A 24,273-nucleotide genomic window follows, 5' to 3' on the forward strand; every position below is an offset into this window, starting at 1 on the left:
TTTTTCGAACAAAGAGAGTCGTTCCTTACTGGGTAACACAACTTCTGACTGGCCACCTGGTGGCTGGTAGCAGTAAAAATTCTGACTATACCTGGAGGTTTTCATGGCTGTCGCTGCCAACAAACGTTCGGTAATGACGCTGTTTTCCGGTCCTACTGACATCTATAGCCATCAGGTCCGCATCGTGCTGGCTGAAAAAGGTGTAAGTTTCGAGATCGAACACGTGGAAAAGGACAATCCGCCTCAGGATCTGATTGACCTCAACCCGAATCAGAGCGTTCCGACCCTGGTGGATCGTGAGCTGACCCTGTGGGAATCTCGCATCATTATGGAATACCTGGATGAGCGTTTCCCGCATCCGCCACTGATGCCTGTTTACCCGGTAGCTCGCGGTGAAAGCCGCCTGTACATGCACCGCATCGAGAAAGACTGGTACACGCTGATGAACACCATCATCAACGGTTCAGCCTCTGAAGCGGATGCCGCTCGTAAGCAACTGCGCGAAGAACTGCTGGCTATTGCGCCGGTCTTCGGTCAGAAGCCGTACTTCCTGAGCGATGAGTTCAGCCTGGTCGATTGCTACCTTGCTCCGCTGCTGTGGCGTCTGCCGCAACTGGGCATCGAGTTCAGCGGCCCGGGTGCGAAAGAGCTGAAAGGCTATATGACCCGCGTCTTTGAGCGTGACTCTTTCCTTGCTTCCTTAACCGAGGCTGAACGTGAAATGCGTCTGGGCCGGAGTTAATCTGTATGGATTTGTCACAGCTAACACCACGTCGTCCCTATCTGCTGCGTGCATTCTATGAGTGGTTGCTGGATAACCAGCTCACGCCGCACCTGGTGGTGGATGTGACGCTCCCTGGCGTGCAGGTTCCTATGGAATATGCACGTGACGGGCAAATCGTACTCAACATTGCTCCGCGTGCGGTCGGCAACCTGGAACTGGCGAATGATGAAGTGCGCTTTAACGCGCGCTTTGGCGGTATCCCGCGGCAAGTTTCAGTACCGCTGGCTGCTGTGCTGGCTATCTACGCCCGTGAAAATGGCGCAGGCACGATGTTCGAGCCTGAAGCTGCCTACGACGAAGATGCCAGCATCATGAATGATGAAGATGTATCGGCAGATAATGAAACCGTTATGTCGGTCATTGATGGCGATAAGCCAGATCGCGATGATGATAATCATCCTGATGATGAACCGCCGCAACCGCCACGTGGTGGTCGCCCGGCATTACGCGTTGTGAAGTAAAACAAAAACAGGCCCAGGTGGCCTGTTTTGTCGTTTTAAGGGCTTAATAAAATAGCGTAATTGTGGCAATCATATTCACCACGAATCCGACTGCCATTGGGATCGCAGTCCGCTTCACCACTTCAAAGGGCGAAACGCCTGCTATTCCTGAAGTTACTACCACTACCGCAGTAATCGGCGAAACCGCACGCGCCAGCGTTGTGGCAAAGTGCATCGGCATAATCATCACTACCGCAGGTACGTGCAGTCCAGCAGCGATATTCGGAATAAGGCTGGCAAATGACATAAATGGCGCATTGCCGGAGCCCATCACAATGGCACAAATGGCAATTACCAGCGCCATAATAATCATCACGCCAATGCCACCAAGGCCAGAATGCTCTGCGCCTTTGATAACCGCATCAACGGTGCCAATCGTCGTTAAGCCTTTCGCAAATATTTCACCAGCGATCACCAGCGTTACCACGTTGGCAAACTGCGTACCCATGCCGTCAAAAAACGCCTGCACATCGTCCATTGTTTCGCGCAAGTTATGCTTGCGGAAGAACTCAACAAACATCGTCACCGTCAAACTCAGTAACATCACCACCACCAGATGCAGTTCTGACTGCATCAGCCCAACGTGGGCGAGGAACAGCGAGCCGAGCATCAGGATTAACGGCATCACCGGTAAAATGGCGTAATAGAGCGGCGGGACATTGTCGAGATCCTTTTGCTCCGCCTGTTCGTGATTGATATTTTTATCTTTTTTGTCAAAAGCGCGTTGCACGAAAAAGTGGGAGATTGCCACTGAGAGAATGACACAAGAGGCGACCGGTAGCTGATAGTGGAAGAAGTAAGTGGCGATTTTCATTCCCGCTACCTGGGCGGCAAAAATGGAGTTCGTTTCCAGAATTCCCCATTCAATAGACATGGTGGTCGCGATAACCGCCACCGCAGAGAGGCGACTTACTCCCAGACTCACCAGCGTCGGAAATAACGTGACCATCAGCAACATACCCAGACCGGAGGCGCTGGTAATAAACTGCGCCATGATTTGACCGATGACGTAAGTTGCCGACAGTATGAGATACGGTGAGCGAATGAGCTTTAACGGGCGGCTTAACAAGCTCACCATCGCCCGACTGGCTCCTATGCGCTCCATGTAACGGGCATAACCGCCCACCGCCATAATCGACAGCCCCAACCCGGCAATGCGGTTGGACAGCATGCGCAGGATTTCATTATAAATATCAACAATCAAATAGCCGCTGCTTTTGGCGGGGTCGAGTACACCCCCAAACCCTAACCAGGCACCACACATCATCAGGAAGATACCCGCTGTGGCCAGCACCACCTGTGGTTTGTAATTTTTAAGGATCAAATAGCCCATCGTTATTAACACGATGACAGAAATAATTATGCCGAACATTGTTCAACTCCGTGTCAAAAGAATATGGTCAATCCCAGTAACGGCAGATTGAAAACAATGATGTTATATTTTTTACAAGGCTATTTATGGTGTTGGTGTCGAATTTTTTAATCGTAATAAAGAGGATTTTTCATTATAAAATATATATTTATGATTATTTCGCAAGAACACATTCATAATATTCATAATGTCTATGAATATTCTTGTAAATAATTTGGCGGGGATGTTTTTATCTGCGTTATATTTATTTTTCGCAAAAATTAATTATTAAATTAATTACGATAATGATGGTGTACGAAGAGTAAAACCCTTCGTTTCACCCTGCTTTCATTCCTGTGATAGGATGTCATTGATGATGTTAATCACACTGACCTTAAAGAATGGGCCTTATGAACGCATTTGATTCGCAAAACGAAGATTCTTCACCTGCAATTGGTCGCAACTTGCGTAGCCGTCCGCTGGCGCGTAAAAAACTCTCCGAAATGGTGGAAGAAGAGCTGGAGCAGATGATCCGCCGCCGCGAGTTTGGCGAAGGGGAGCAGTTGCCGTCTGAGCGCGAACTCATGGCGTTCTTTAACGTCGGGCGTCCTTCGGTGCGTGAAGCGCTGGCGGCGTTAAAGCGTAAAGGTCTGGTGCAAATAAATAACGGTGAGCGCGCTCGCGTCTCGCGTCCTTCTGCGGACACTATCATCGGCGAGCTGTCTGGTATGGCGAAAGATTTCCTTTCTCATCCAGGAGGGATAGCCCATTTCGAACAGTTACGTCTGTTCTTTGAGTCCAGCCTGGTGCGCTATGCGGCTGAACATGCCACCGATGAACAAATTGATTTGCTGGCAAAAGCCCTGGAAATCAACAGTCAGTCGCTGGATAACAATGCCGCGTTCATTCGTTCAGACGTTGATTTCCACCGCGTACTGGCGGAGATCCCGGGTAATCCGATCTTTAAGGCAATCCACGTTGCCTTGCTCGACTGGTTGATCGCCGCGCGCCCAACGGTCGCCGATCAGGCATTGCATGAGCATAATAACGTCAGCTATCAACAACATATTGCGATCGTTGACGCGATCCGCCGCCACGATCCCGACGAAGCCGATCGCGCGTTGCAATCGCATCTCAACAGCGTTTCTGCCACCTGGCACGCCTTCGGCCAAACCATCCACAAAAAGAAATAATGCCACTTTAGTGAAGCAGATCGCATTATAAGCGTTCTGTATGATGTGTTGCTTATTTGATCTGGTATAACAGGTATAAAGGTATATCGTTTCAACAGACAAGCATCACTTCAGAGGTATTTATGGCAACGAATTTACGTGGCGTGATGGCCGCACTCCTGACTCCTTTTGACCAACAACAAGCACTGGACAAAGCGAGTCTGCGCCGCCTGGTTCAGTTCAATATTCAGCAGGGCATCGACGGTTTGTACGTGGGGGGGTCGACAGGCGAAGCCTTTGTGCAGAGCATTTCCGAGCGTGAACAGGTACTGGAAATCGTCGGCGAAGAGGCGAAAGGCAAGATTAAATTAATCGCTCACGTAGGTTGCGTCAGTACTGCTGAAAGCCAACAGCTTGCGGCTTCAGCCAAACGTTATGGCTTCGATGCCGTCTCCGCCGTTACGCCGTTCTACTATCCTTTCAGCTTTGAAGAACACTGCGATCACTATCGGGCAATCATTGACTCGGCGGATGGTTTGCCGATGGTGGTGTACAACATTCCGGCATTGAGCGGGGTAAAACTGACTCTGGATCAGATCAATACACTGGTTACGTTACCTGGCGTAGGTGCACTGAAACAGACCTCTGGCGATCTCTATCAGATGGAGCAGATCCGTCGCGAACATCCGGATTTGGTGCTCTATAACGGTTACGACGAAATCTTCGCCTCCGGCCTGCTGGCGGGCGCAGACGGCGGTATCGGCAGCACTTACAACATTATGGGCTGGCGCTATCAGGGTATCGTGAAGGCGCTGAAAGAAGGTGATATCCAGACCGCGCAGAAACTGCAAACTGAGTGCAACAAAGTCATTGATTTGCTGATTAAAACTGGCGTATTCCGTGGCCTGAAAACCGTCCTGCACTATATGGATGTGGTGTCTGTTCCGCTGTGCCGTAAACCGTTTGGTCCGGTTGATGAAAAATATCTGCCAGAACTGAAGGCGCTTGCCCAGCAGTTGATGCAAGAGCGCGGGTGAGTTCTTTCCCCTCGCTCGCCCCTACCGGGTGAGGGGAAATAAGCGCATCTGTACCCTACAATTTTCAAACCAAAGCGTGTGGGCATCGCCCACCGCGGGAGACTCACAATGAGTACTACAACCCAGAATATCCCGTGGTATCGCCATCTCAACCGCGCACAATGGCGCGCATTTTCCGCTGCCTGGTTGGGATATCTGCTTGATGGTTTTGATTTCGTTTTAATTGCCCTGGTACTCACTGAAGTACAAGGTGAATTCGGGCTGACAACGGTACAGGCGGCAAGTCTGATTTCCGCAGCCTTCATCTCTCGTTGGTTCGGCGGCCTGATGCTTGGCGCTATGGGCGACCGCTACGGGCGTCGTCTGGCAATGGTCACCAGTATCGTTCTCTTCTCGGTCGGGACGCTGGCCTGCGGCTTCGCGCCTGGCTACATCACTATGTTTATCGCTCGTCTGGTGATAGGCATGGGAATGGCGGGTGAGTACGGTTCCAGCGCCACCTATGTCATTGAAAGCTGGCCAAAACACTTGCGTAATAAAGCCAGTGGTTTTCTGATTTCCGGCTTCTCTGTGGGGGCTGTCGTTGCCGCACAGGTCTATAGTCTGGTAGTCCCGGTCTGGGGCTGGCGTGCACTGTTCTTTATCGGCATCTTACCGATCATCTTTGCTCTCTGGTTGCGGAAAAACATCCCGGAAGCGGAAGACTGGAAAGAGAAACACGGGGGCAAAGCACCGGTGCGCACGATGGTGGATATTCTCTACCGTGGTGAACATCGCATCGCCAATATCGTGATGACGCTGGCGGCGGCTACTGCGCTGTGGTTCTGCTTCGCCGGTAACCTGCAAAATGCCGCAATCGTCGCTGTTCTCGGGCTGTTATGCGCCGCAATCTTTATCAGCTTTATGGTACAGAGTACGGGCAAACGCTGGCCAACAGGCGTAATGCTGATGGTGGTTGTGTTATTTGCTTTCCTCTACTCGTGGCCGATTCAGGCACTGCTGCCAACATATCTGAAAACCGATCTTGCTTATGACCCGCATACTGTCGCCAATGTGCTGTTCTTTAGCGGTTTTGGGGCGGCGGTGGGTTGCTGTGTCGGCGGCTTCCTCGGTGACTGGCTGGGAACGCGCAAAGCCTATGTTTGTAGCCTGTTAGCTTCGCAATTGCTGATTATTCCGGTATTTGCGATTGGCGGCGCAAACGTCTGGGTACTTGGTCTGTTACTGTTCTTCCAGCAAATGCTCGGTCAGGGGATCTCCGGGATCTTACCGAAACTGATTGGCGGTTATTTCGATACCGACCAGCGTGCAGCGGGCCTGGGCTTTACCTATAACGTTGGCGCACTTGGCGGCGCACTGGCGCCGATCATTGGTGCGCTGATTGCTCAACGTCTGGATCTGGGGACGGCACTGGGATCGCTTTCGTTCAGTCTGACGTTCGTGGTGATCCTGCTGATTGGGCTGGATATGCCTTCTCGCGTTCAGCGTTGGTTGCGCCCGGAAGCGTTACGTACTCATGACGCTATCGACGGCAAACCATTCAGCGGTGCCGTGCCGTTTGGCGGTGCCAAAAACGATTTAGTCAAAACCAAAAGTTAATCCTGTTGCCCGGCCATGTGCCGGGCCTTTTGCTAAGGGAAGAAGTATGTCGTTACTTGCACAACTGGATCAAAAAATCGCTGCCAACGGTGGCCTGATTGTCTCCTGCCAGCCGGTGCCTGACAGCCCACTCGATAAACCGGAAATCGTCGCTGCCATGGCATTAGCGGCAGAGCAGGCGGGTGCGGTTGCCATTCGCATCGAAGGTGTGGCAAATCTGCAAGCCACGCGTGCGGTGGTGAGTGTGCCGATTATCGGGATTGTGAAACGCGATCTGGAGGATTCTCCGGTACGCATCACGGCCTATATTGAAGATGTTGATGCGCTGGCGCAGGCGGGCGCAGACATTATCGCGATTGACGGCACCGACCGACCGCGTCCGGTGCCTGTTGAAACGCTGCTGGCACGTATTCACCATCACGGTTTACTGGCGATGACCGACTGTTCAACGCCGGAAGACGGCCTGGCATGCCAAAAGCTGGGCGCCGAGATTATTGGTACTACGCTTTCTGGCTATACCACGCCTGAAACGCCAGAAGAGCCGGATCTGGCGCTGGTGAAAACATTGAGTGACGCCGGATGTCGGGTGATTGCCGAAGGGCGTTACAACACGCCATCCCAGGCGGCAGATGCAATGCGCCACGGTGCATGGGCGGTGACGGTCGGTTCTGCTATCACACGTCTTGAACATATTTGTCAGTGGTACAACAACGCGATGAAAAAGGCGGTGCTATGACCACAATGGCGATTGATATCGGCGGTACTAAACTTGCCGCCGCGCTGATTGGCGCTGACGGGCAGATCCGCGATCGCCGAGAACTTCCTACGCCTGCCAGCCAGACGCCGCAGGCGCTGCGTGATGCCTTATCCGCATTAGTCTCCCCGTTACACGCTCATGCGCAGCGGGTTGCTATCGCTTCAACCGGAATTATTCGCGACGGCAGCTTATTGGCGCTGAATCCGCATAATCTCGGTGGATTGCTACACTTTCCGTTAGTCAAAACGCTGGAGCAACTTACTGATTTGCCGACCATTGCCATTAATGATGCGCAGGCCGCAGCATGGGCGGAGTATCAGGCGCTGGAAGGCGATGTAACCGAGATGGTGTTTATCACCGTTTCCACTGGCGTCGGCGGCGGTGTAGTGAGCGGCGGCAAGTTGCTGACCGGCCCTGGTGGTCTGGCGGGGCATATCGGGCATACGCTTGCCGATCCACACGGCCCGGTCTGCGGCTGTGGACGCACAGGTTGCGTGGAAGCGATTGCTTCTGGTCGCGGCATTGCAGCGGCAGCGCAGGGGGAATTGGCTGGCGCGGATGCGAAAACCATTTTCACGCGCGCCGGGCAGGGCGACGAACAGGCGCAGCAACTGATTCACCGCTCCGCACGTACGCTTGCAAGGCTGATCGCTGATATTAAAGCCACAACTGATTGCCAGTGCGTAGTGGTCGGTGGCAGCGTTGGTCTGGCAGAAGGGTATCTGGCGTTAGTGGAAACGTATCTGGCGCAGGAGCCAGCGGCATTTCATGTTGATTTACTGGCGGCGCACTACCGCCATGATGCAGGTTTACTTGGGGCTGCGCTGTTGGCCCAGGGAGAAAAATTATGATGATGGGTGAAGTACAGTCATTACCGTCTGCCGGATTACATCCTGCATTACAGGACGCGTTAACGCTGGCATTAGCTGCCAGACCGCAAGAAAAAACACCGGGTCGTTACGAATTACAGGGCGATAATATCTTTATGAATGTCATGACGTTTAACACTCAATCGCCCGTTGAGAAAAAAGCGGAATTGCACCAACAGTACATTGATATCCAGCTGTTATTAAACGGTGAGGAACGGATTCTGTTTGGCATGGCAGGCACTGCGCGCCAGTGTGAAGAGTTCCACCATGATGATGATTACCAGCTTTGCAACGCCATTGAGAACGAGCAAGCCATCATCCTGAAACCGGGAATGTTCGCAGTGTTTATGCCAGGAGAACCGCATAAACCGGGATGCGTTGTTGGCGAACCTGGTGAGATTAAAAAGGTTGTGGTGAAGGTTAAGGCTGATTTAATGGCTTAAAACTTAGTTCGTTTTAAAGATTCTGCAGACACCGTCTGCAGAATTCGAAACCGCTGAAATTAACGGCGTCTATAGCCTTCCTCCAGCACCGCCTGTGTTCGAACGAGTTCATCCGCGAGTCGTTTTTCATCAGGTAGTTGCATCTTATATTCACTTGCCAGAACGGTGTTAGGCAAACCTGACAGAGCATAATGTGCTTCTCCGGCTCCTTTCTCTGCACAGAGAACCAGACCGATGGGCGGATTTTCATCCGGTAGCGTCCAGTGCTCTTTGGCGTAGTTGAGATACATATTCATTTGTCCGGCATCGCTATAGCTAAATTTGCCCACTTTTAGATCGACGATTAGCAGGCAGCGTAAACGGCGGTGGAAAAACAACAGATCGACCCGAAACCAGTTGTCATCAATGCGTAACCTTCGTTGTCGACCGACAAAGGCAAAATCATCCCCAAGTTCCAGCATGAAATCCATCAGGTGGTTGATCAGCGCCTCCTCAAAATCAGATTCTGAGTATTCATCTTTTAATTCCAGAAATTCGAGCACAAAGGGATCGCGTATCGCCTGCTGCGGAAGAATATGCGTCTCGGCAGGAGCGTGTTGTTGCAGCATGGCTGATTTGTCATATGACAGTAATGTCCGCTCATAAAACTGGGTCGCAATTTGCCGCTCTAGCTGGCGAACAGACCAGCCACAGCGGAGCGTCTCTTTTTCATAAAAGCTGCGGGCGTCAGCGTTTTTAACGGAAAGCAAGCGGACATAAGTGGACCAGGGCAGAGGCAAAGATTTGGCAGACAGTGTCTGCCGAATTTCAATATGTTGATAAAAAAGGTAAAAAAGCCTCATTTGGCGTAAGTTTTTTGCAGAGAACCCACGCTTATACCTTAGACTTAAATCCTTTGATAGCCGCTTGATTAGCTGCGTACCATACGCGGCCCGAGCCTCACCACCTTGTTCAAATTCGACAATTCGTCGGCCAATTTCCCAATACGTCGCGGTCATTAACGCGTTAACACTACGTACCGTTTCCGTCCGGGCACTATCGACCAGGTGAATAATGCCGTCGTGGATTTGCTGGTAGCCTGCGGTGGTTTGAAATGAGAGCGATTCCATTATCTTTCCCTTTATATGGAGCTGTGTTGAATAATGGAATCAGCTATACGCCGGGCATCTGCCGGTAACAATCCAGATGAGCGTATTACATTGGTTTTCTTCAGATTATGCGAGGCGTTTTCCAGAAAGAAAGGAGAATTTCAGCGCCGACTCTTTTCTGAGGAGGCGGCGCTGGGACAGAGTTTAAACTTCCAGCCAGTTCATGATCCCATCTGCCGCCTTACGACCTTCGGCAATAGCGGTCACCACCAGATCGGAACCACGGACGATATCACCGCCAGCAAAGATTTTCGGGTTGCTGGTCTGGAAAGCGTTGTCGTTGCCTTCCGGGGCGATGATGCGGCCTTGGGAATCCAGCTCGACGCTGTGTTTCGCCAGCCATTCCATGCTGTGTGGGCGGAAACCAAACGCCATGATCACCGCATCTGCCGGAACGATATGTTCTGACCCTGCCACGATCTCCGCGCGGCGACGGCCTTTGGCATCCGGTTCGCCCATTTCTGTGCGCACCATTTTTACGCCGCTGACTTTGCCGTTGCCATTCACTTCTATACCCAGCGGCTGGACGTTGAATTTGAACTCTACGCCTTCTTCCCGCGCGTTTTTCACTTCGCGGCGGGAACCCGGCATGTTCTCTTCATCACGACGATAGGCACAGGTAACGTGCTTTGCCCCCTGGCGTACAGACGTGCGCACGCAGTCCATCGCAGTGTCGCCACCGCCAAGGACCACCACGCGTTTACCTTCCATGCTGACAAACGGTTCGTCGTTGGTTTCACCAAAGCCCATTAACTGTTTGGTGTTGGCGATGAGGAACGGCAGCGCTGCGTACACGCCATCGGCGTCTTCGTTTTCCAGCCCGCCGCGCATTGACTGATAAGTCCCGACGCCAAGGAATACAGCATCGTAATCATTCAGTAGATCGTCCAGCTGTACGTCACGACCCACTTCGGTATTGAGTTTGAACTCAATGCCCATGCCAGTGAAGATTTCACGGCGGCGCGTCATTACCTCTTTTTCCAGCTTGAAGGCCGGAATACCGAAGGTCAGCAGGCCGCCGATTTCCGGGTGACGGTCGAAGACGACCGCTTTTACGCCGTTGCGCGTCAGGACATCCGCGCACGCCAGACCCGCCGGGCCTGCGCCGATAATCGCCACTTTTTTACCGGTCTGTTTCACGCCTGTCAGATCCGGGCGCCAGCCCATTTCGAACGCTTTATCATTGATATAACGCTCAATGTTGCCGATGGTCACCGCGCCAAACTCATCGTTCAGGGTGCAGGAACCTTCGCACAGACGGTCTTGCGGGCAGACACGTCCGCATACTTCCGGCAGCGTGTTGGTCTGATGCGACAGTTCCGCCGCTTCAAAAATACGCCCCTCGTTGGCGAGCTTCAGCCAGTTCGGGATGTAGTTGTGTACCGGGCATTTCCACTCGCAGTATGGGTTGCCGCACGACAGGCAGCGATCAGCCTGCGCTTTGGCCTGGCCTTCGGAAAACGGCTCGTAAATTTCAACAAACTCAATTTTGCGGATCTTCAGCGGTTTCTTTGGCGGATCAACACGCTGCAGGTCGATAAATTGATAAACATTCTGACTCATTGTTGCTACCCCTTACTGCGCCTGCACGCGCAACTCTGCTGCGCTACGACTACGGTGACCCAGCAGTGCTTTTACATCGCTGGACTTCGGTTTAACCAGCGCGAATTTAGTGGCGAAGGTTGACCAGTTTGCCAGAATCTCTTCACCACGCTGGGAACCGGTATGCTGCACATGCTCGGTGATAAGACCACGCAGATGCTCTTCATGGATCGCCAGATCGTCAACGCTTAAGACCTCGACCAGTTCCGGGTTAACGCGTTTGCGGAAATCGCCGCTTTCATCGAGAACGTAAGCGAAGCCGCCGGTCATGCCCGCGCCGAAGTTAACGCCGGTTTTACCCAGAATACAGACAATACCGCCCGTCATATATTCACAGCCGTTGTCGCCAATGCCTTCTACCACGGTAATTGCACCAGAGTTACGCACGCCGAAACGTTCACCCGCGCGGCCTGCGGCATACAGACGACCACCGGTCGCGCCGTACAGGCAGGTGTTGCCGATAATGCTTGCTTCATGGCTGCGGAAGGCTGAGCCAACCGGAGGACGAATGGCGATTAAGCCGCCCGCCATGCCTTTACCGACGTAGTCGTTGGCATCGCCGGTCAGGTACAGCTCTACGCCGCCTGCGTTCCACACGCCGAAGCTCTGGCCTGCGGTGCCGTTGAAGTACGCTTTGATAGGATCGGCAGCCAGCCCCTGATCGCCGTGCGTCTGGGCGATATAGCCTGAGAGCGACGCGCCGACAGAACGGTCGGTGTTGCGGATATCGAACCAGAAGGTTTTGCTCTGGCATTCATCGACAAACGGTTTCGCCTGTTGCAGCAACTGCGCGTTCAGCAGGCCGTTATCAAACGGCGGGTTGTTTTCGGTGCAGTAGAGTGCCTTACCTGCATGTGGCTCGGCAGTCTCCAGCAACTTCGACAGCGCCAGTTTCTGCTGTTTGGCGGTGAAACCGTCCAGCTCTTTCAGCAGGTCGGTGCGACCAATCAGATCCACCAGACGCGTTACGCCCAGCTGTGCCATCAGCTCGCGGGTTTCACGGGCGATAAATTCAAAGTAATTCGTCACCTTGAACGGCAGGCCGTGATAGTGATTCTTACGCAGCTTGTCATCCTGAGTTGCTACGCCCGTTGCGCAGTTGTTCAGGTGGCAAATACGCAGATATTTACAGCCGAGCGCGACCATTGGGCCAGTGCCGAAGCCGAAGCTTTCTGCGCCGAGAATTGCCGCTTTGATGATATCGACACCCGTTTTCAGGCCGCCATCAACCTGCAAACGAATTTTATGACGCAGACCATTGGCAACCAGCGCCTGCTGGGTTTCCACCAGACCGAGTTCCCACGGGCAGCCTGCATATTTCACCGACGACAGCGGACTTGCGCCGGTACCGCCGTCATAGCCTGCGATGGTGATTAAATCGGCATAAGCTTTCGCCACGCCAGTCGCGATGGTACCGACGCCCGGTTCGGACACCAGTTTTACGGAGATCATCGCTTTCGGGTTGACCTGCTTGAGGTCGAAAATCAGCTGCGCCAGGTCCTCGATAGAGTAGATATCGTGGTGCGGCGGCGGGGAGATCAGTGTCACACCCGGCACCGAATAGCGCAGTTTGGCGATGTAAGGCGTGACTTTATCGCCCGGCAACTGACCGCCTTCACCCGGCTTCGCGCCCTGGGCGACTTTAATCTGAATGACGTCGGCATTGACCAGGTACGCCGGAGTAACACCGAATCGACCGGAAGCCACCTGCTTGATGCGCGACACTTTGTTGGTGCCATAGCGGGCAGGGTCTTCACCACCTTCACCGGAGTTCGAGTTACCGCCGATGCTGTTCATCGCTTCTGCCAGCGCTTCGTGCGCTTCCGGGCTTAATGCGCCAATAGACATTGCAGCGGTATCGAAGCGTTTAAACAGTTCGCTTGCCGGTTCAACATCAGCAATGTTGATCGCTTCATCACCCGGCGTAATTACCAGCAGATCGCGCAGCGTTGTTGCCGGACGCTCATTAACCAGCTTCGCGTATTCCTGATAGTCGCTGTACTCGCCACTCTGGACCGCCTGTTGCAGCGTGCGCACCACGTCCGGGTTGTAGGCGTGGTATTCGCCGCCGTGCACATATTTCAGTAGGCCGCCCTGGCTGATGGGCTTGCGCGCCAGCCAGGCTCGTTTCGAGAGGTTCAGCAGATCCTGCTGGAAGTCTTCAAAGCTTGCCCCACCAATGCGGCTGACCGCGCCCTGGAAGCACAGGCCCACTACATCATCGTGCAGGCCGACCGCTTCAAACAGTTTCGAGCAGCGATAAGAGGCGATGGTGGAGATGCCCATTTTGGACATGATTTTGTACAAGCCTTTGTTGATGCCGTTACGGTAGTTCAGCATCACGGTACGATAATTTTTAGCAATCGCCTGAGTGTCTACCAGGCGGCCCAGCGTTTCATAGGCAAGGTATGGATAAATAGCCGTCGCGCCGAAGCCCAGCAACACGGCGAAATGGTGCGGATCGCGGGCGCTGGCGGTTTCGACGATGATGTTGGCATCGCAACGCAGGCTTTGATCGACCAGACGAGTCTGGATCGCGCCAACCGCCATCGGGGCCGGAACCGGCAGGCGATCTTTAGCGATATTCCGGTCGGAGAGCACCAGCAGCACAGTGCCGCTACGTACCATTTTTTCGGCTTTGTCGCACAGCTCTTTGACCGTCGCTTCGAGCGTGGTTTTAGTAACGTCAAAGGTGATATCCAGCGTATCTGCGCGGTAGTGCTCCTCTTTCATCGTCGTGAGCTGTTTGAAATCGGAGTAGAGCAGAATCGGCGATTTAAAGCTTAAACGGTGCGCCTGGCCTTCTGCTTCACAGAAGACGTTCATTTCACGACCGATGCTGGTGGCGAGCGACATAACGTGCGCTTCACGCAGCGGGTCGATTGGCGGGTTGGTTACCTGCGCAAACTGCTGACGGAAATAGTCGTAAATAATGCGCGGCTGACTGGAGAGCACGGCGAATGGAGTGTCGTCGCCCATCGAACCGACCGCCTCCTGGCCGTTTTCGCCCAGCACACGGATTACAGAGTCCAGCTCTTCCGCGCTGTAGTTAAACTGTTTCTGGTAGCTGGCAAGCGTGTCGTCGTCCAGTTCGCGGCTACCTACTTCTTCATCGGGCAGATCTTCAAACGGTACCAGACGGCGGACGTTTTTCTCCATCCACTCTTTATAGGGATGGCGGCTTTTCAGATCGTCATCGGTTTCTGCCGAGTGCAGAATGCGCCCACTGCGAGTGTCGATTACCATCAGTTCGCCTGGCCCGACGCGGCCTTTTTCGACCACTTCGTCAGGCTGATAATCCCAGATACCGACTTCAGAGGCGCAGGTGATGAGCTTATCTTTGGTGATGACATAGCGCGCCGGACGCAGACCGTTACGGTCAAGGTTACAGGCGGCAAAACGACCGTCAGACATCACGATGCCCGCCGGGCCATCCCACGGCTCCATATGCATGGAGTTAAAGTCAAAGAAGGCACGCAGTTCCGGGTCCATATCCGGGTTGTTCTGCCAGGCGGGTGGTACTAACAGGCGCATGGCGCGGATGATATCCATCCCGCCAGCCAGCAACAGTTCCAGCATGTTATCCATCGAGCTGGAGTCGGAACCGGTTTCGTTGACGAACGGCGCGGCGTCGTGCAGGTCAGGGATCAGTGGCGTCTGGAATTTATAGGTACGGGCGCGCGCCCATTGGCGGTTACCGGTAATGGTGTTGATCTCGCCGTTATGCGCCAGGTAGCGGAACGGCTGCGCCAGCGGCCAGCGTGGTACGGTGTTAGTGGAGAAGCGCTGGTGGAACAGGCAGATAGCCGATTCCAGACGCAGGTCCGCAAGATCCAGGTAGAAGCGCGGCAGATCTGCCGGCATACACAGACCTTTATAGATGTTCACCAGATTCGACAGGCTACAGACGTAGAAGTCTTTGTCGGCTTCGAGACGCTTTTCAATGCGGCGGCGGGCGATAAACAGACGGCGCTCCATATCACGCGGACGCCAGCCAGCCGGAGCGTTAACGAAAATTTGCTCAATGCGTGGCAGAGAAGAGAGGGCGATTTCACCCAGCACGCCTTCGTTAGTGGGGACATCACGCCAGCCCACAATCGACAAGGTTTCACGTTGCAGCTCTTCTTCAACGATGCGGCGTGCGGCAGCGGCGAGTTCAGGATCTTTATTCAGGAAGAGCATCCCGACGGCGTAGTTTTTTGCTAAACGCCAGCCGCGCTCCTGCGCAACGATGCGAAAAAAGCGATCCGGTTTTTGTAATAGCAGGCCGCAACCGTCACCGGTTTTACCATCGGCGAGAATCGCACCACGGTGCTGCATTCGGGCCAGTGCGTGTATTGCAGTACGCACTACCTTGTGGCTAGGTTCGCCTTCTATGTGGGCGATCAGGCCGAAACCACAGTTATCCTTCTCAAGGGATTTATCGTACAACATATCAGTGAACCTCCCCAGGCTCTGCGGGAACCCCACTTCCGAACCGCTACGCACGGGCACAGAAAGAGCGTGGCGACGGGGTTTGCGTGTCATACGCGCGCCTCGCATTCGCCCCCTTGTTGTCCTTTTCGCATCGGTTAATACGGTGAAGAGGGGATCTCAATTACTGCATAAATATGATGAGCAGGCTGCTCATCCAGAAAGCTTCCAGCGGATTTCCAACTTATCGGGAAAGCTGATACAGGTCAAATGGCAAGCTTATTGGTACAAAAATGTGCTTTAGCGCAAAATTCTTTATTAATTAGCTGAAATTAAAATAGATTTTCTATTTAAGGCTAAAAGGGACGTCGTTAGAGAAACAGCCAATTCCTGACTGTCATTAAGGCGTGTTAACCCTTATCCTGCCTTGAACTGACGAGAAAACCAGCATTTTATACTGCCTTAATTGGTAATGACGTTTCATGCTACTGTTTTTGCCTAAAATCCATAAGGAGATAAAAAAATCTGACACAAGATAAGCAAAAGTGATTTATGTGATTATGCATGAAATTTCGGAAATTTTGATTGATTATGCAGTTGATAAAAGCAGGCCGGGACGATTGATCCAGGTCATCGCCGAATTGAGCTAAAAATGGCAGGCTTTGGCCTCTTTTCAAGGCGCGGTCTATCAGATTATGCAGTTACAGAAATTAGTCAATATGTTTGGTGGTGATCTCACCCGTCGCTATGGGCAAAAGGTGCATAAGCTGACGCTGCACGGCGGTTTTAGCTGCCCTAACCGTGACGGTACCATCGGGCGCGGCGGCTGCACATTCTGTAATGTTGCCTCGTTTGCCGATGAAGCGCAGCAACATCGTTCCATTGCCGAGCAACTGGCGCACCAGGCGAATTTAGTTAACCGCGCTAAACGCTATCTGGCCTACTTTCAGGCCTATACCAGCACCTTTGCGGAAGTTCAGGTGCTGCGTTCTATGTATCAACAGGCGGTAAGCCAGGCCAATATCGTTGGTTTGTGTGTTGGTACGCGCCCGGACTGCGTGCCAGATGCAGTGCTTGATCTGCTTTGTGAATATAAAGACCAGGGCTATGAAGTGTGGCTGGAACTGGGGCTGCAAACCGCACACGACAAAACGCTGCATCGCATCAATCGCGGTCATGATTTTGCCTGCTATCAGCGCACGACGCAGCTGGCGCGTGAGCGCGGGCTGAAGGTGTGTTCTCACTTAATTGTCGGCCTGCCTGGCGAAGGGCAGGCTGAATGTTTGCAAACGCTGGAGCGAGTGGTTGAAACCGGCGTGGACGGCATAAAACTGCATCCGCTGCATATTGTGAAAGGCAGCATTATGGCGAAAGCCTGGGAAGCGGGGCGTTTGAACGGTATCGAACTGGAAGATTACACGCTCACTGCCGGAGAAATGATTCGCCATACGCCGCCGGAAGTGATCTACCACCGCATTTCCGCCAGCGCCCGTCGCCCGACGCTACTTGCACCGCTATGGTGTGAAAATCGCTGGACGGGGATGGTTGAGTTGGATCGCTATCTTACTGAACATGGCGTACAGGGATCGGCGCTGGGACGTCCGTGGCTACCTCCAACGGCGTAGGCCATTGAGGGGAATTCCGCATTTCTCACACAATTTATAACGTAACTGTCAGAATTGGGTATTATTGGGGCAGGTTGTCGTGAAGGAATCCCCTAATGAAGCAAATTCGTCTGCTGGCGCAGTACTATGTTGACCTGATGATGAAGTTAGGTCTGGTGCGCTTCTCAATGTTGCTGGCGCTGGCCCTCGTCGTTCTTGCCATTGTGGTACAAATGGCGGTAACCATGGTGCTGCATGGTCAGGTCGAAAGCATTGATGTTATCCGCTCTATTTTCTTTGGTTTGTTGATTACGCCATGGGCGGTCTACTTTCTTTCGGTAGTCGTTGAGCAACTCGAGGAGTCACGGCAACGCCTGTCACGTCTGGTACAAAAGCTGGAGGAGATGCGCGAGCGCGATCTAAGCCTCAACGTTCAGTTAAAAGATAATATTGCCCAGCTAAATCAGGAAATCGCCGTTCGTGAAAAAGCAGAAGCAGAACTGCAGGAAACCTTCGGTCAGCTGAAAATTGAAATCAAAGAGCGCGAAGAGACGCAAATTCAACTCGAACAACAATCTTCGTTCTTACGTTCCTTCCTTGATGCTTCACCCGATCTGGTTTTTTACCGTAACGAAGATAAAGAGTTTTCCGGCTGTAACCGTGCGATGGAACTGCTGACCGGGAAAAGCGAAAAACAGTTGGTGCATTTGAAACCTGCGGACGTTTACTCGCCGGAAGCCGCAGCGAAAGTCATTGAAACCGACGAGAAGGTGTTCCGTCATAATGTGTCACTGACCTATGAGCAGTGGCTGGATTATCCGGATGGACGCAAAGCCTGCTTTGAAATCCGTAAAGTGCCGTACTACGACCGCGTGGGTAAACGCCACGGCTTGATGGGGTTCGGCCGCGACATTACCGAGCGTAAGCGTTATCAGGATGCGCTCGAACGCGCCAGCCGCGACAAAACAACCTTTATCTCCACCATCAGTCATGAGTTGCGTACGCCGCTGAACGGTATCGTCGGCTTAAGCCGAATTCTGCTGGATACAGAGCTCACCGCCGAGCAGGAAAAATATCTCAAAACTATCCATGTTTCCGCCATCACTTTGGGGAATATCTTCAACGATATTATTGATATGGATAAGATGGAGCGACGTAAAGTTCAGCTCGATAACCAGCCGGTTGATTTCACCAGTTTCCTGGCCGATCTGGAAAACCTCTCCGCACTGCAGGCGCAACAAAAAGGCTTGCGCTTTGTTCTTGAACCAACACTGCCGCTGCCGCATCAGGTGATTACCGACGGGACTCGCTTACGCCAGATCCTGTGGAACTTAATCAGTAACGCTGTGAAATTTACCCAGAAGGGCCAGGTGACTGTTCGCGTACGTTATGACGAAGGCGACATGCTGCATTTTGAAGTGGAAGACTCCGGCATCGGTATTCCACAGAATGAACTGGATAAAATTTTCGCCATGTATTATCAGGTGAAAGACAGCCACGGTGGCAAACCTGCAACCGGTACGGGTATTGGCCTGGCGGTTTCTCGTCGACTGGCGAAAAATATGGGCGGTGATATCACTGTCACCAGCGAACAAGGTAAAGGCTCTACCTTTACCCTGACGATCCACGCGCCGTCGGTGGCGGAAGAAGTGGATGATGCGTTTGACGAAAATGATATGCCTTTACCGGCGCTGAATGTGCTGTTGGTAGAGGACATTGAGCTGAACGTCATCGTTGCCCGTTCGGTGCTGGAAAAACTGGGCAACAGCGTTGATGTGGCGATGTCTGGTAAGGCAGCACTGGAGATGTTTAAGCCGGGCGAATACGACCTTGTATTGCTGGATATTCAGTTACCAGATATGACCGGGCTGGATATATCACGCGAACTGACGAAGCGTTATCCGCGTGAAGATTTACCACCGCTGGTGGCCTTAACCGCCAACGTGCTGAAAGATAAACAAGAGTACATCAATGCTGGAATGGATGATGTGCTAAGTAAGCCGCTTTCTGTTCCGGCGCTAACCGCGATGATCAAGAAATTCTGGGATACCCAGGATGATGAGGAGAGCACGGTGACGACAGAAGAGAGTGGTAAATCAGAAGCATTGCTCGATATTCCCATGCTGGAACAGTATCTCGAACTTGTAGGACCGAAGTTGATTACCGACGGGTTGGCCGTGTTTGAGAAGATGATGCCGGGATATGTCAGCGTACTGGAGTCGAACCTGACGGCACAGGACAAAAAAGGCATCGTTGAGGAAGGACATAAAATTAAAGGCGCAGCAGGTTCTGTGGGGTTACGCCATTTACAACAGCTGGGTCAGCAAATTCAGTCTCCCGATCTTCCTGCATGGGAAGATAATGTTGGTGAATGGATTGAAGAGATGAAAGAAGAGTGGCGTCACGACGTAGAAGTGCTGAAAGCGTGGGTGGCAAAAGCTGCTAAAAAATGACCCCGGCTAAACCGGGGTGCGCGAATACTGCGCCAACACCAGGGAAATCTTGGCTGCGCCGTAATTTTTTATGATAAGTAACAAAGGCACAGCACTGTTTTTCAGGCCGCATGCAGTTAAGATAGCAAATCTTAAATGATTTGTTACATGAATCAGTTAAATGTGTGATGCGTAGCGTTTTTATTAAAAAAATTAATGTGTTTCAGTCAATTGGGAAAGGATGATCACAATGAAGAAAATTGGCGTAGTTCTGAGCGGATGCGGCGTCTATGACGGTTCTGAAATTCATGAAGCGGTATTGACGTTATTAGCGATATCTCGCAGCGGCGCGCAGGCAGTTTGTTTTGCTCCAGATAAGCAGCAGGTTGATGTCATTAACCATTTAACCGGTGAAGCAATGGCGGAAACGCGCAATGTGTTGATTGAAGCGGCGCGTATTACGCGTGGTGAGATCCGCCCTCTGGCACAGGCTGATGCCGCCGAACTGGATGCGTTAATTGTGCCGGGTGGATTTGGCGCGGCAAAGAATTTGAGTGATTTTGCCAGTCTTGGCAGTGAATGCAGCGTGGACCGTGAGTTAAAGGCGCTGGCGCTGGCAATGCATCAGGCCGGAAAACCGCTTGGCTTTATGTGCATTGCCCCGGCAATGTTGCCGAAAATCTTCAATTTCCCGCTGCGTTTGACTATCGGTACTGATATCGATACCGCAGAAGTGCTGGAAGATATGGGCGCGGAGCATGTGCCATGTCCGGTAGATGATATTGTCGTTGATGAAGACAATAAGATTGTTACCACACCTGCGTATATGTTGGCACAGAACATTGCGGAAGCAGCAAGTGGTATTGATAAGCTGGTTTCCCGCGTACTGGTTCTGGCGGAATGAGCAAACGCCGCGTAACGGCGTTCGGTTTCGTTCGCCGTTTCATTCTGCGATTACTGATTGTCCTCTTTGTGCTCTGGGGCGGGGGTATAGCGCTGTTTAGTATAGCGCCAGTCCCGTTCTCTGCGGTGATGGGCGAGCGTCAGCTAAGTGCCTGGCTGCATGGCAACTTTCGTTACGTGGCGCATTCTGACTGGGTCAGTATGGATCAAATCTCGCCGTGGATGGGGCTGGCGGTGATTGCCGCAGAAGATCAGAAATTTCCCGCGCACTGGGGTTTTGATGTCGCTTCCATTGAGAAAGCCCTGGCGCACAACGAGCGCAATGAAAACCGCATTCGCGGCGCATCAACAATTTCGCAGCAGACAGCTAAAAATCTCTTTTTGTGGGATGGGCGAAGCTGGGTAAGAAAAGGGCTGGAAGCCGGATTAACACTGGGGATAGAAACGGTCTGGAGCAAAAAGCGCATCCTGACGGTTTACCTGAATGTCGTCGAATTTGGCGACGGTGTGTTTGGCGTCGAGGCAGCGGCACAGCGTTATTTCCATAAATCCGCCAGCAAACTTACCCGTTCGGAAGCAGCGTTATTGGCGGCTGTATTACCCAATCCACTTCGTTTCAAAGTTACTGCACCTTCGGGCTACGTGCGTAGCCGTCAGGCGTGGATTTTGCAGCAAATGCATCAGTTAGGCGGTGAGTCGTTTTTGCAACAACACCAGCTGTATTAGGCTTCGCGCGAGGTGAGGGAGAGCTTTTTGCTTTCACTCGGTTGCGCCTCTTTTTGCAGAGCAACAGCTAACGCTGGTTGAGTGATAAAACGTCGCCACAACCGCTCTTGCTTACGCAGACAACACCACTTCGACCAGGTCGCCAATGGAATCAACGTGCTTTCACCAATGTTGTCACAGACGACAGGGATAATTTCTGACTCACTGATGCGGTGGCAGAGGACATTCTGCGGCTTCAGTGACATCGTCACGATGTGGTTATTCTGCAAATAACGCTTTAACTGTTTCAATAACTGACGCAGTTGCGCGATATCTTCTTCGTAATGGCATTGTTTAGCAAATTCGCTCAGTGTAATAGACGGTTTGCCATCAAAATCGGCAATCACATCGTAGACATAACCGGTTCCGCAATCAGTCTCAACCGTACCGTGATAGCGCGGAATACCGCTCCAGTCTTTCAAACGACGACCAAGATGTGCATAGTACTTTAACTCACGGCGGATCTCTTTATCACCACCGTCGCCACGGTGGTAGACAATTTTAATACAGCGTTGGGCATCTTCCGGATGCGCATAACATTTTCGATGTCTTCCGGTGCCCAGGGGACTTTGTTCAGATAAGCGAATCATGCCATCTCCTGGAGGTATTTTCTGACCGTCTCCAGTATGAGGGCTTAACTTAAACAAAACCTAAACAAGCTTTTTTAAGGTTTTCTTAAGGTTTTATACTTACAGAAAAGCGCACGAAATGTACAATTTGCGAGAAATTGGGATATTTGGGGTTTGTACTTTTTTCGTACGTTAGGGCGGAAGGGGCGTGTCTGGGGGAATTAAGTGTCGGAATGACGAAGATTAATCTTCGTCAAAACCTGAGTTAAAGAGGGCGATGACGGCGGCCAGCGCCTCAACTTCCTGCGGACCGGTCGCTTCGACTTCAATCTGTCGTCCTTTGGCAGAATCCAGCATCAACAGCGCAATAACGCTGTTGGCTTCAGCCTCGGTGCCTTCGTCATTACGTAAAAGCACTTCGGCGTCAAAACCCTGCATTAATTCAAACAGTTTCATAGCAGGCCGGGCATGCATGCCCAGCTTGTTAGTGATTTCGACAGTTTGTTTGACGGTCATGGTTTACGTTTTTCCAGCGTGCGATGGCGTGACTGGACGTTTTTACCGCGTGAGCGGAAGTAGTCAGCCAACTGTTCTGCAATATACACCGAACGGTGTTTCCCGCCAGTACAACCAATGGCAACCGTCAGGTAGCTACGGTTGTTGGTTTCCAGCATAGGTAACCATAGCTCAAGATAGCTACGCGTCTGGTAGATAAAATTGTGTACTTCTGTGTGCCTATCGAGGAATGCGGCGACAGGTTTATCAAGGCCCGTCATCGGACGCAGTTTCGGATCCCAGTGTGGGTTCGGCAGGAAACGTACGTCAAAGACGTAATCCGCGTCGATAGGAATACCGTGTTTGAAGCCGAAAGATTCAAAGACCATTGTCAGTTCACGCTCGCGTTTACCCAGCAGGCGGGTACGCAGCATTTCTGCCAGTTCATGAACGGACATTTCAGACGTATCGACAATCAGATCCGCCCGTGAACGCAGCGGTTCCAGCAGATCGCTTTCTTTGTCGATAGCACTTTCCAGCGACAGGTTTTTGCTGGAAAGCGGATGCAGGCGGCGCGTATCGCTGTAACGACGAATCAGCGTGTTACGATCGGCATCGAGAAACAGGAGTTGCGGTGAGAAAGCATCAGGCAGATTGCTCATCGCCTGCTCGAATATTTCTGGCGACTCTGGCATATTGCGGACATCAATGCTGACGGCGGCAGAAATCTCGCGATCGGCCAGAGTCCGAGCCAGATCGGGTAACAGCACTACGGGAAGGTTATCCACGCAGTAAAAACCCATATCTTCCAGCGCCCGCAGGGCGACAGATTTGCCTGACCCTGAACGTCCGCTGACGATCATCAGTACCATGTACTGTTTCTCCTCACAACGTCTAAAAGAGACATTACAGAATAACTACGTTTCATCCGGAGTACCTTCGGTATCCGTAATGATTTGATACAGCTCTTCATCGCTCTGGGCTGCACGTAAACGGCGGCAGATAGTTTTGTCCGCCAGACGTTTCGCGACCAGCGAAAGAGTGTGCAGGTGCGTTTTGGTTTGGTCTGCGGGTACCAACAGGGCAAAAAGTAAGTCTACCGGCTGGTTATCGATGGCATCAAAAGCAATGGGTGTTTCTAGCTGAACGAAAACGCCAACCGCGCGTAGGGTATCTTCTTCCAGTTTGCCGTGCGGAATGGCAATGCCATTACCAATACCGGTACTGCCCATTTTTTCCCGCGTCAGAATAGCTTCAAAAACCACCTGCGGTGGCAGGCTAAGTTGTTTTGCCGCCAGTTCGCTGATGATTTCCAGGGCGCGTTTTTTGCTCTGACAGTGGACGCGGCTTCGCGTACATTCCCTGTTAAGAACACTGCTAAGCTGTAGAGTTGTATCATTATTTGTCATAATTTCACCTAAGAATCTGCCCACTCAAACAGTGGGGCAGATTCGGAGCATTAACCGTACAAATGGCCTGTTGTGCCATACAACAGGCCGCCATGCACTTGCTAATTGCCCGGACAATTAGTGTTGTTTCAATTTATCTTTATGCTTGGTTAGCTGACGTGCCAACTTATCAATTAAGCCATCAATGGCGGCGTACATGTCCTGACCTTCCGCGCTGGCATGAATTTCGCCACCGTTAACATGCAGTGTTGCATCTGAGGTGTGGGTGACTTTCTCCACTTTCAGAACAACATAAACCTGGTTGATTCGGTCAAAATATTGCTCAAGTTTGGCAAACTTTGAGGTGACAAATTCGCGCAGGGCCTCGGTGATCTCGACGTTATTTCCGGTAATGTTGAGCTGCATAGTGTCTTCCTTATCG

The 24,273-nt window shown here is 52.2% G+C and carries 21 protein-coding genes; 12 read left to right on the forward strand and 9 right to left on the reverse strand.

What is annotated here, in order from left to right:
- The first annotated feature begins 103 nt into the window (after window positions 1-103).
- Both sspA and sspB read left to right on the forward strand, forming a co-directional pair.
- Window positions 104-742 carry a stringent starvation protein SspA gene (gene sspA / locus FEK66_RS18725; protein WP_000257293.1) on the forward strand — a complete coding sequence of 213 codons (639 nt, stop codon included), beginning with the start codon at window positions 104-106 and terminating at the stop codon, window positions 740-742.
- A 5-nt stretch (window positions 743-747) separates the two neighbouring features.
- Window positions 748-1,245 carry a ClpXP protease specificity-enhancing factor gene (sspB, locus tag FEK66_RS18730; protein WP_064529500.1) on the forward strand — a complete coding sequence of 166 codons (498 nt, stop codon included), beginning with the start codon at window positions 748-750 and terminating at the stop codon, window positions 1,243-1,245.
- A gap of 43 nt (window positions 1,246-1,288) precedes the next feature.
- Here the strand turns inward: sspB and dcuC are convergent, their stop codons facing one another.
- Window positions 1,289-2,656: an anaerobic C4-dicarboxylate transporter DcuC gene (gene dcuC, locus FEK66_RS18735; RefSeq protein WP_135495205.1), complete on the reverse strand. Its 1,368-nt coding sequence runs from the start codon at window positions 2,654-2,656 to the stop codon at window positions 1,289-1,291.
- Between the two features lie 380 nt (window positions 2,657-3,036).
- On the opposite strand from dcuC, the gene nanR reads away from it, so the two are divergent.
- The 6 genes from nanR to nanQ all read left to right on the forward strand — a co-directional run bounded on the left by nanR (window position 3,037) and on the right by nanQ (window position 8,512).
- Window positions 3,037-3,828 carry a transcriptional regulator NanR gene (gene nanR, locus FEK66_RS18740; RefSeq protein ID WP_131160901.1) on the forward strand — a complete coding sequence of 264 codons (792 nt, stop codon included), beginning with the start codon at window positions 3,037-3,039 and terminating at the stop codon, window positions 3,826-3,828.
- 122 nt (window positions 3,829-3,950) lie between these two features.
- The gene (nanA, locus tag FEK66_RS18745; RefSeq protein WP_135495204.1) at window positions 3,951-4,844 is read left to right on the forward strand and encodes an N-acetylneuraminate lyase; all 894 of its coding nucleotides are present in this window, start codon (window positions 3,951-3,953) and stop codon (window positions 4,842-4,844) included.
- 108 nt (window positions 4,845-4,952) lie between these two features.
- On the forward strand, window positions 4,953-6,443 hold the full coding sequence (nanT, locus tag FEK66_RS18750; protein ID WP_130204544.1) for a sialic acid transporter NanT: 1,491 nt from the start codon (window positions 4,953-4,955) through the stop codon (window positions 6,441-6,443).
- Window positions 6,444-6,489: 46 nt separating this feature from the next.
- Window positions 6,490-7,179 carry an N-acetylmannosamine-6-phosphate 2-epimerase gene (locus FEK66_RS18755; protein WP_130204546.1) on the forward strand — a complete coding sequence of 230 codons (690 nt, stop codon included), beginning with the start codon at window positions 6,490-6,492 and terminating at the stop codon, window positions 7,177-7,179.
- Entirely contained in the window at window positions 7,176-8,051 is an 876-nt protein-coding gene (gene nanK / locus FEK66_RS18760) for an N-acetylmannosamine kinase (protein WP_135495203.1), read from the forward strand. Before FEK66_RS18755 ends, nanK begins: the two co-directional genes overlap by 4 nt.
- The gene (gene nanQ, locus FEK66_RS18765) at window positions 8,048-8,512 is read left to right on the forward strand and encodes an N-acetylneuraminate anomerase (protein ID WP_135495202.1); all 465 of its coding nucleotides are present in this window, start codon (window positions 8,048-8,050) and stop codon (window positions 8,510-8,512) included. The genes nanK and nanQ overlap by 4 nt, the downstream gene beginning before the upstream one ends.
- 59 nt (window positions 8,513-8,571) lie before the next feature.
- On the opposite strand, the gene FEK66_RS18770 is transcribed toward nanQ, so the two are convergent.
- The 3 genes from FEK66_RS18770 to gltB form a co-directional block, all read right to left on the reverse strand.
- Window positions 8,572-9,621 (reverse strand): PDDEXK nuclease domain-containing protein, encoded by a 1,050-nt coding sequence (locus tag FEK66_RS18770; protein ID WP_130204552.1) that lies wholly within the window; start codon window positions 9,619-9,621, stop codon window positions 8,572-8,574.
- A 183-nt stretch (window positions 9,622-9,804) separates the two neighbouring features.
- Complete coding sequence (gene gltD, locus FEK66_RS18775) at window positions 9,805-11,223, reverse strand: glutamate synthase subunit GltD (protein ID WP_135495201.1); 1,419 nt, start codon at window positions 11,221-11,223, stop codon at window positions 9,805-9,807.
- A 12-nt stretch (window positions 11,224-11,235) separates the two neighbouring features.
- Window positions 11,236-15,696, reverse strand: a complete 4,461-nt coding sequence (gene gltB / locus FEK66_RS18780) for a glutamate synthase large subunit (RefSeq protein ID WP_135495200.1) — start codon at window positions 15,694-15,696, stop codon at window positions 11,236-11,238.
- Between the two features lie 674 nt (window positions 15,697-16,370).
- Here gltB and FEK66_RS18785 point away from each other — a divergent pair.
- The 4 genes from FEK66_RS18785 (at window position 16,371) to mtgA (ending at window position 21,340) form a co-directional block, all read left to right on the forward strand.
- Window positions 16,371-17,300, forward strand: coding sequence for a TIGR01212 family radical SAM protein (locus FEK66_RS18785; protein ID WP_130260175.1), 930 nt, complete (start codon window positions 16,371-16,373; stop codon window positions 17,298-17,300).
- A 95-nt stretch (window positions 17,301-17,395) separates the two neighbouring features.
- On the forward strand, window positions 17,396-19,732 hold the full coding sequence (gene arcB, locus FEK66_RS18790) for an aerobic respiration two-component sensor histidine kinase ArcB (RefSeq protein WP_138211523.1): 2,337 nt from the start codon (window positions 17,396-17,398) through the stop codon (window positions 19,730-19,732).
- Window positions 19,733-19,961: 229 nt separating this feature from the next.
- Entirely contained in the window at window positions 19,962-20,615 is a 654-nt protein-coding gene (gene elbB / locus FEK66_RS18795) for an isoprenoid biosynthesis glyoxalase ElbB (protein WP_130204562.1), read from the forward strand.
- Window positions 20,612-21,340: a monofunctional biosynthetic peptidoglycan transglycosylase gene (mtgA, locus tag FEK66_RS18800; protein WP_130204564.1), complete on the forward strand. Its 729-nt coding sequence runs from the start codon at window positions 20,612-20,614 to the stop codon at window positions 21,338-21,340. The genes elbB and mtgA overlap by 4 nt, the downstream gene beginning before the upstream one ends.
- Here mtgA and yrbL read toward each other — a convergent pair.
- From yrbL to hpf, 5 genes are all read right to left on the reverse strand, one after another.
- Entirely contained in the window at window positions 21,337-21,969 is a 633-nt protein-coding gene (gene yrbL / locus FEK66_RS18805; protein WP_135407967.1) for a PhoP regulatory network protein YrbL, read from the reverse strand. The genes mtgA and yrbL overlap by 4 nt on opposite strands.
- A 222-nt stretch (window positions 21,970-22,191) precedes the next feature.
- Window positions 22,192-22,464, reverse strand: a complete 273-nt coding sequence (gene npr, locus FEK66_RS18810; protein ID WP_000216792.1) for a PTS phosphocarrier protein NPr — start codon at window positions 22,462-22,464, stop codon at window positions 22,192-22,194.
- Window positions 22,461-23,315 carry an RNase adapter RapZ gene (rapZ, locus tag FEK66_RS18815; RefSeq protein ID WP_000243741.1) on the reverse strand — a complete coding sequence of 285 codons (855 nt, stop codon included), beginning with the start codon at window positions 23,313-23,315 and terminating at the stop codon, window positions 22,461-22,463. The genes npr and rapZ overlap by 4 nt, the downstream gene beginning before the upstream one ends.
- A 45-nt stretch (window positions 23,316-23,360) precedes the next feature.
- A complete protein-coding gene (gene ptsN, locus FEK66_RS18820) occupies window positions 23,361-23,852 on the reverse strand; it encodes a PTS IIA-like nitrogen regulatory protein PtsN (protein WP_000183677.1) in 492 nt (163 codons plus the stop codon).
- A 117-nt stretch (window positions 23,853-23,969) separates the two neighbouring features.
- Entirely contained in the window at window positions 23,970-24,257 is a 288-nt protein-coding gene (gene hpf, locus FEK66_RS18825; RefSeq protein WP_001176602.1) for a ribosome hibernation promoting factor, read from the reverse strand.
- Window positions 24,258-24,273: the final 16 nt, after the last annotated feature.

Source organism: Escherichia sp. E1130, from assembly GCF_005781065.1.
Lineage (GTDB): Bacteria > Pseudomonadota > Gammaproteobacteria > Enterobacterales > Enterobacteriaceae > Escherichia.

Excerpts from the sequence above, each read along its gene's own strand:
- sspA (WP_000257293.1), top strand. The coding sequence starts at position 104 with ATGGCTGTCGCTGCCAACAAACGTTCGGTAATGACGCTGTTTTCCGGT.
- sspB (WP_064529500.1), top strand. The coding sequence starts at position 748 with ATGGATTTGTCACAGCTAACACCACGTCGTCCCTATCTGCTGCGTGCA.
- dcuC (WP_135495205.1), bottom strand. The coding sequence starts at position 2,656 with ATGTTCGGCATAATTATTTCTGTCATCGTGTTAATAACGATGGGCTAT.
- nanR (WP_131160901.1), top strand. The coding sequence starts at position 3,037 with ATGGGCCTTATGAACGCATTTGATTCGCAAAACGAAGATTCTTCACCT.
- nanA (WP_135495204.1), top strand. The coding sequence starts at position 3,951 with ATGGCAACGAATTTACGTGGCGTGATGGCCGCACTCCTGACTCCTTTT.
- nanT (WP_130204544.1), top strand. The coding sequence starts at position 4,953 with ATGAGTACTACAACCCAGAATATCCCGTGGTATCGCCATCTCAACCGC.
- FEK66_RS18755 (WP_130204546.1), top strand. The coding sequence starts at position 6,490 with ATGTCGTTACTTGCACAACTGGATCAAAAAATCGCTGCCAACGGTGGC.
- nanK (WP_135495203.1), top strand. The coding sequence starts at position 7,176 with ATGACCACAATGGCGATTGATATCGGCGGTACTAAACTTGCCGCCGCG.
- nanQ (WP_135495202.1), top strand. The coding sequence starts at position 8,048 with ATGATGATGGGTGAAGTACAGTCATTACCGTCTGCCGGATTACATCCT.
- FEK66_RS18770 (WP_130204552.1), bottom strand. The coding sequence starts at position 9,621 with ATGGAATCGCTCTCATTTCAAACCACCGCAGGCTACCAGCAAATCCAC.
- gltD (WP_135495201.1), bottom strand. The coding sequence starts at position 11,223 with ATGAGTCAGAATGTTTATCAATTTATCGACCTGCAGCGTGTTGATCCG.
- gltB (WP_135495200.1), bottom strand. The coding sequence starts at position 15,696 with ATGTTGTACGATAAATCCCTTGAGAAGGATAACTGTGGTTTCGGCCTG.
- FEK66_RS18785 (WP_130260175.1), top strand. The coding sequence starts at position 16,371 with ATGCAGTTACAGAAATTAGTCAATATGTTTGGTGGTGATCTCACCCGT.
- arcB (WP_138211523.1), top strand. The coding sequence starts at position 17,396 with ATGAAGCAAATTCGTCTGCTGGCGCAGTACTATGTTGACCTGATGATG.
- elbB (WP_130204562.1), top strand. The coding sequence starts at position 19,962 with ATGAAGAAAATTGGCGTAGTTCTGAGCGGATGCGGCGTCTATGACGGT.
- mtgA (WP_130204564.1), top strand. The coding sequence starts at position 20,612 with ATGAGCAAACGCCGCGTAACGGCGTTCGGTTTCGTTCGCCGTTTCATT.
- yrbL (WP_135407967.1), bottom strand. The coding sequence starts at position 21,969 with ATGATTCGCTTATCTGAACAAAGTCCCCTGGGCACCGGAAGACATCGA.
- npr (WP_000216792.1), bottom strand. The coding sequence starts at position 22,464 with ATGACCGTCAAACAAACTGTCGAAATCACTAACAAGCTGGGCATGCAT.
- rapZ (WP_000243741.1), bottom strand. The coding sequence starts at position 23,315 with ATGGTACTGATGATCGTCAGCGGACGTTCAGGGTCAGGCAAATCTGTC.
- ptsN (WP_000183677.1), bottom strand. The coding sequence starts at position 23,852 with ATGACAAATAATGATACAACTCTACAGCTTAGCAGTGTTCTTAACAGG.
- hpf (WP_001176602.1), bottom strand. The coding sequence starts at position 24,257 with ATGCAGCTCAACATTACCGGAAATAACGTCGAGATCACCGAGGCCCTG.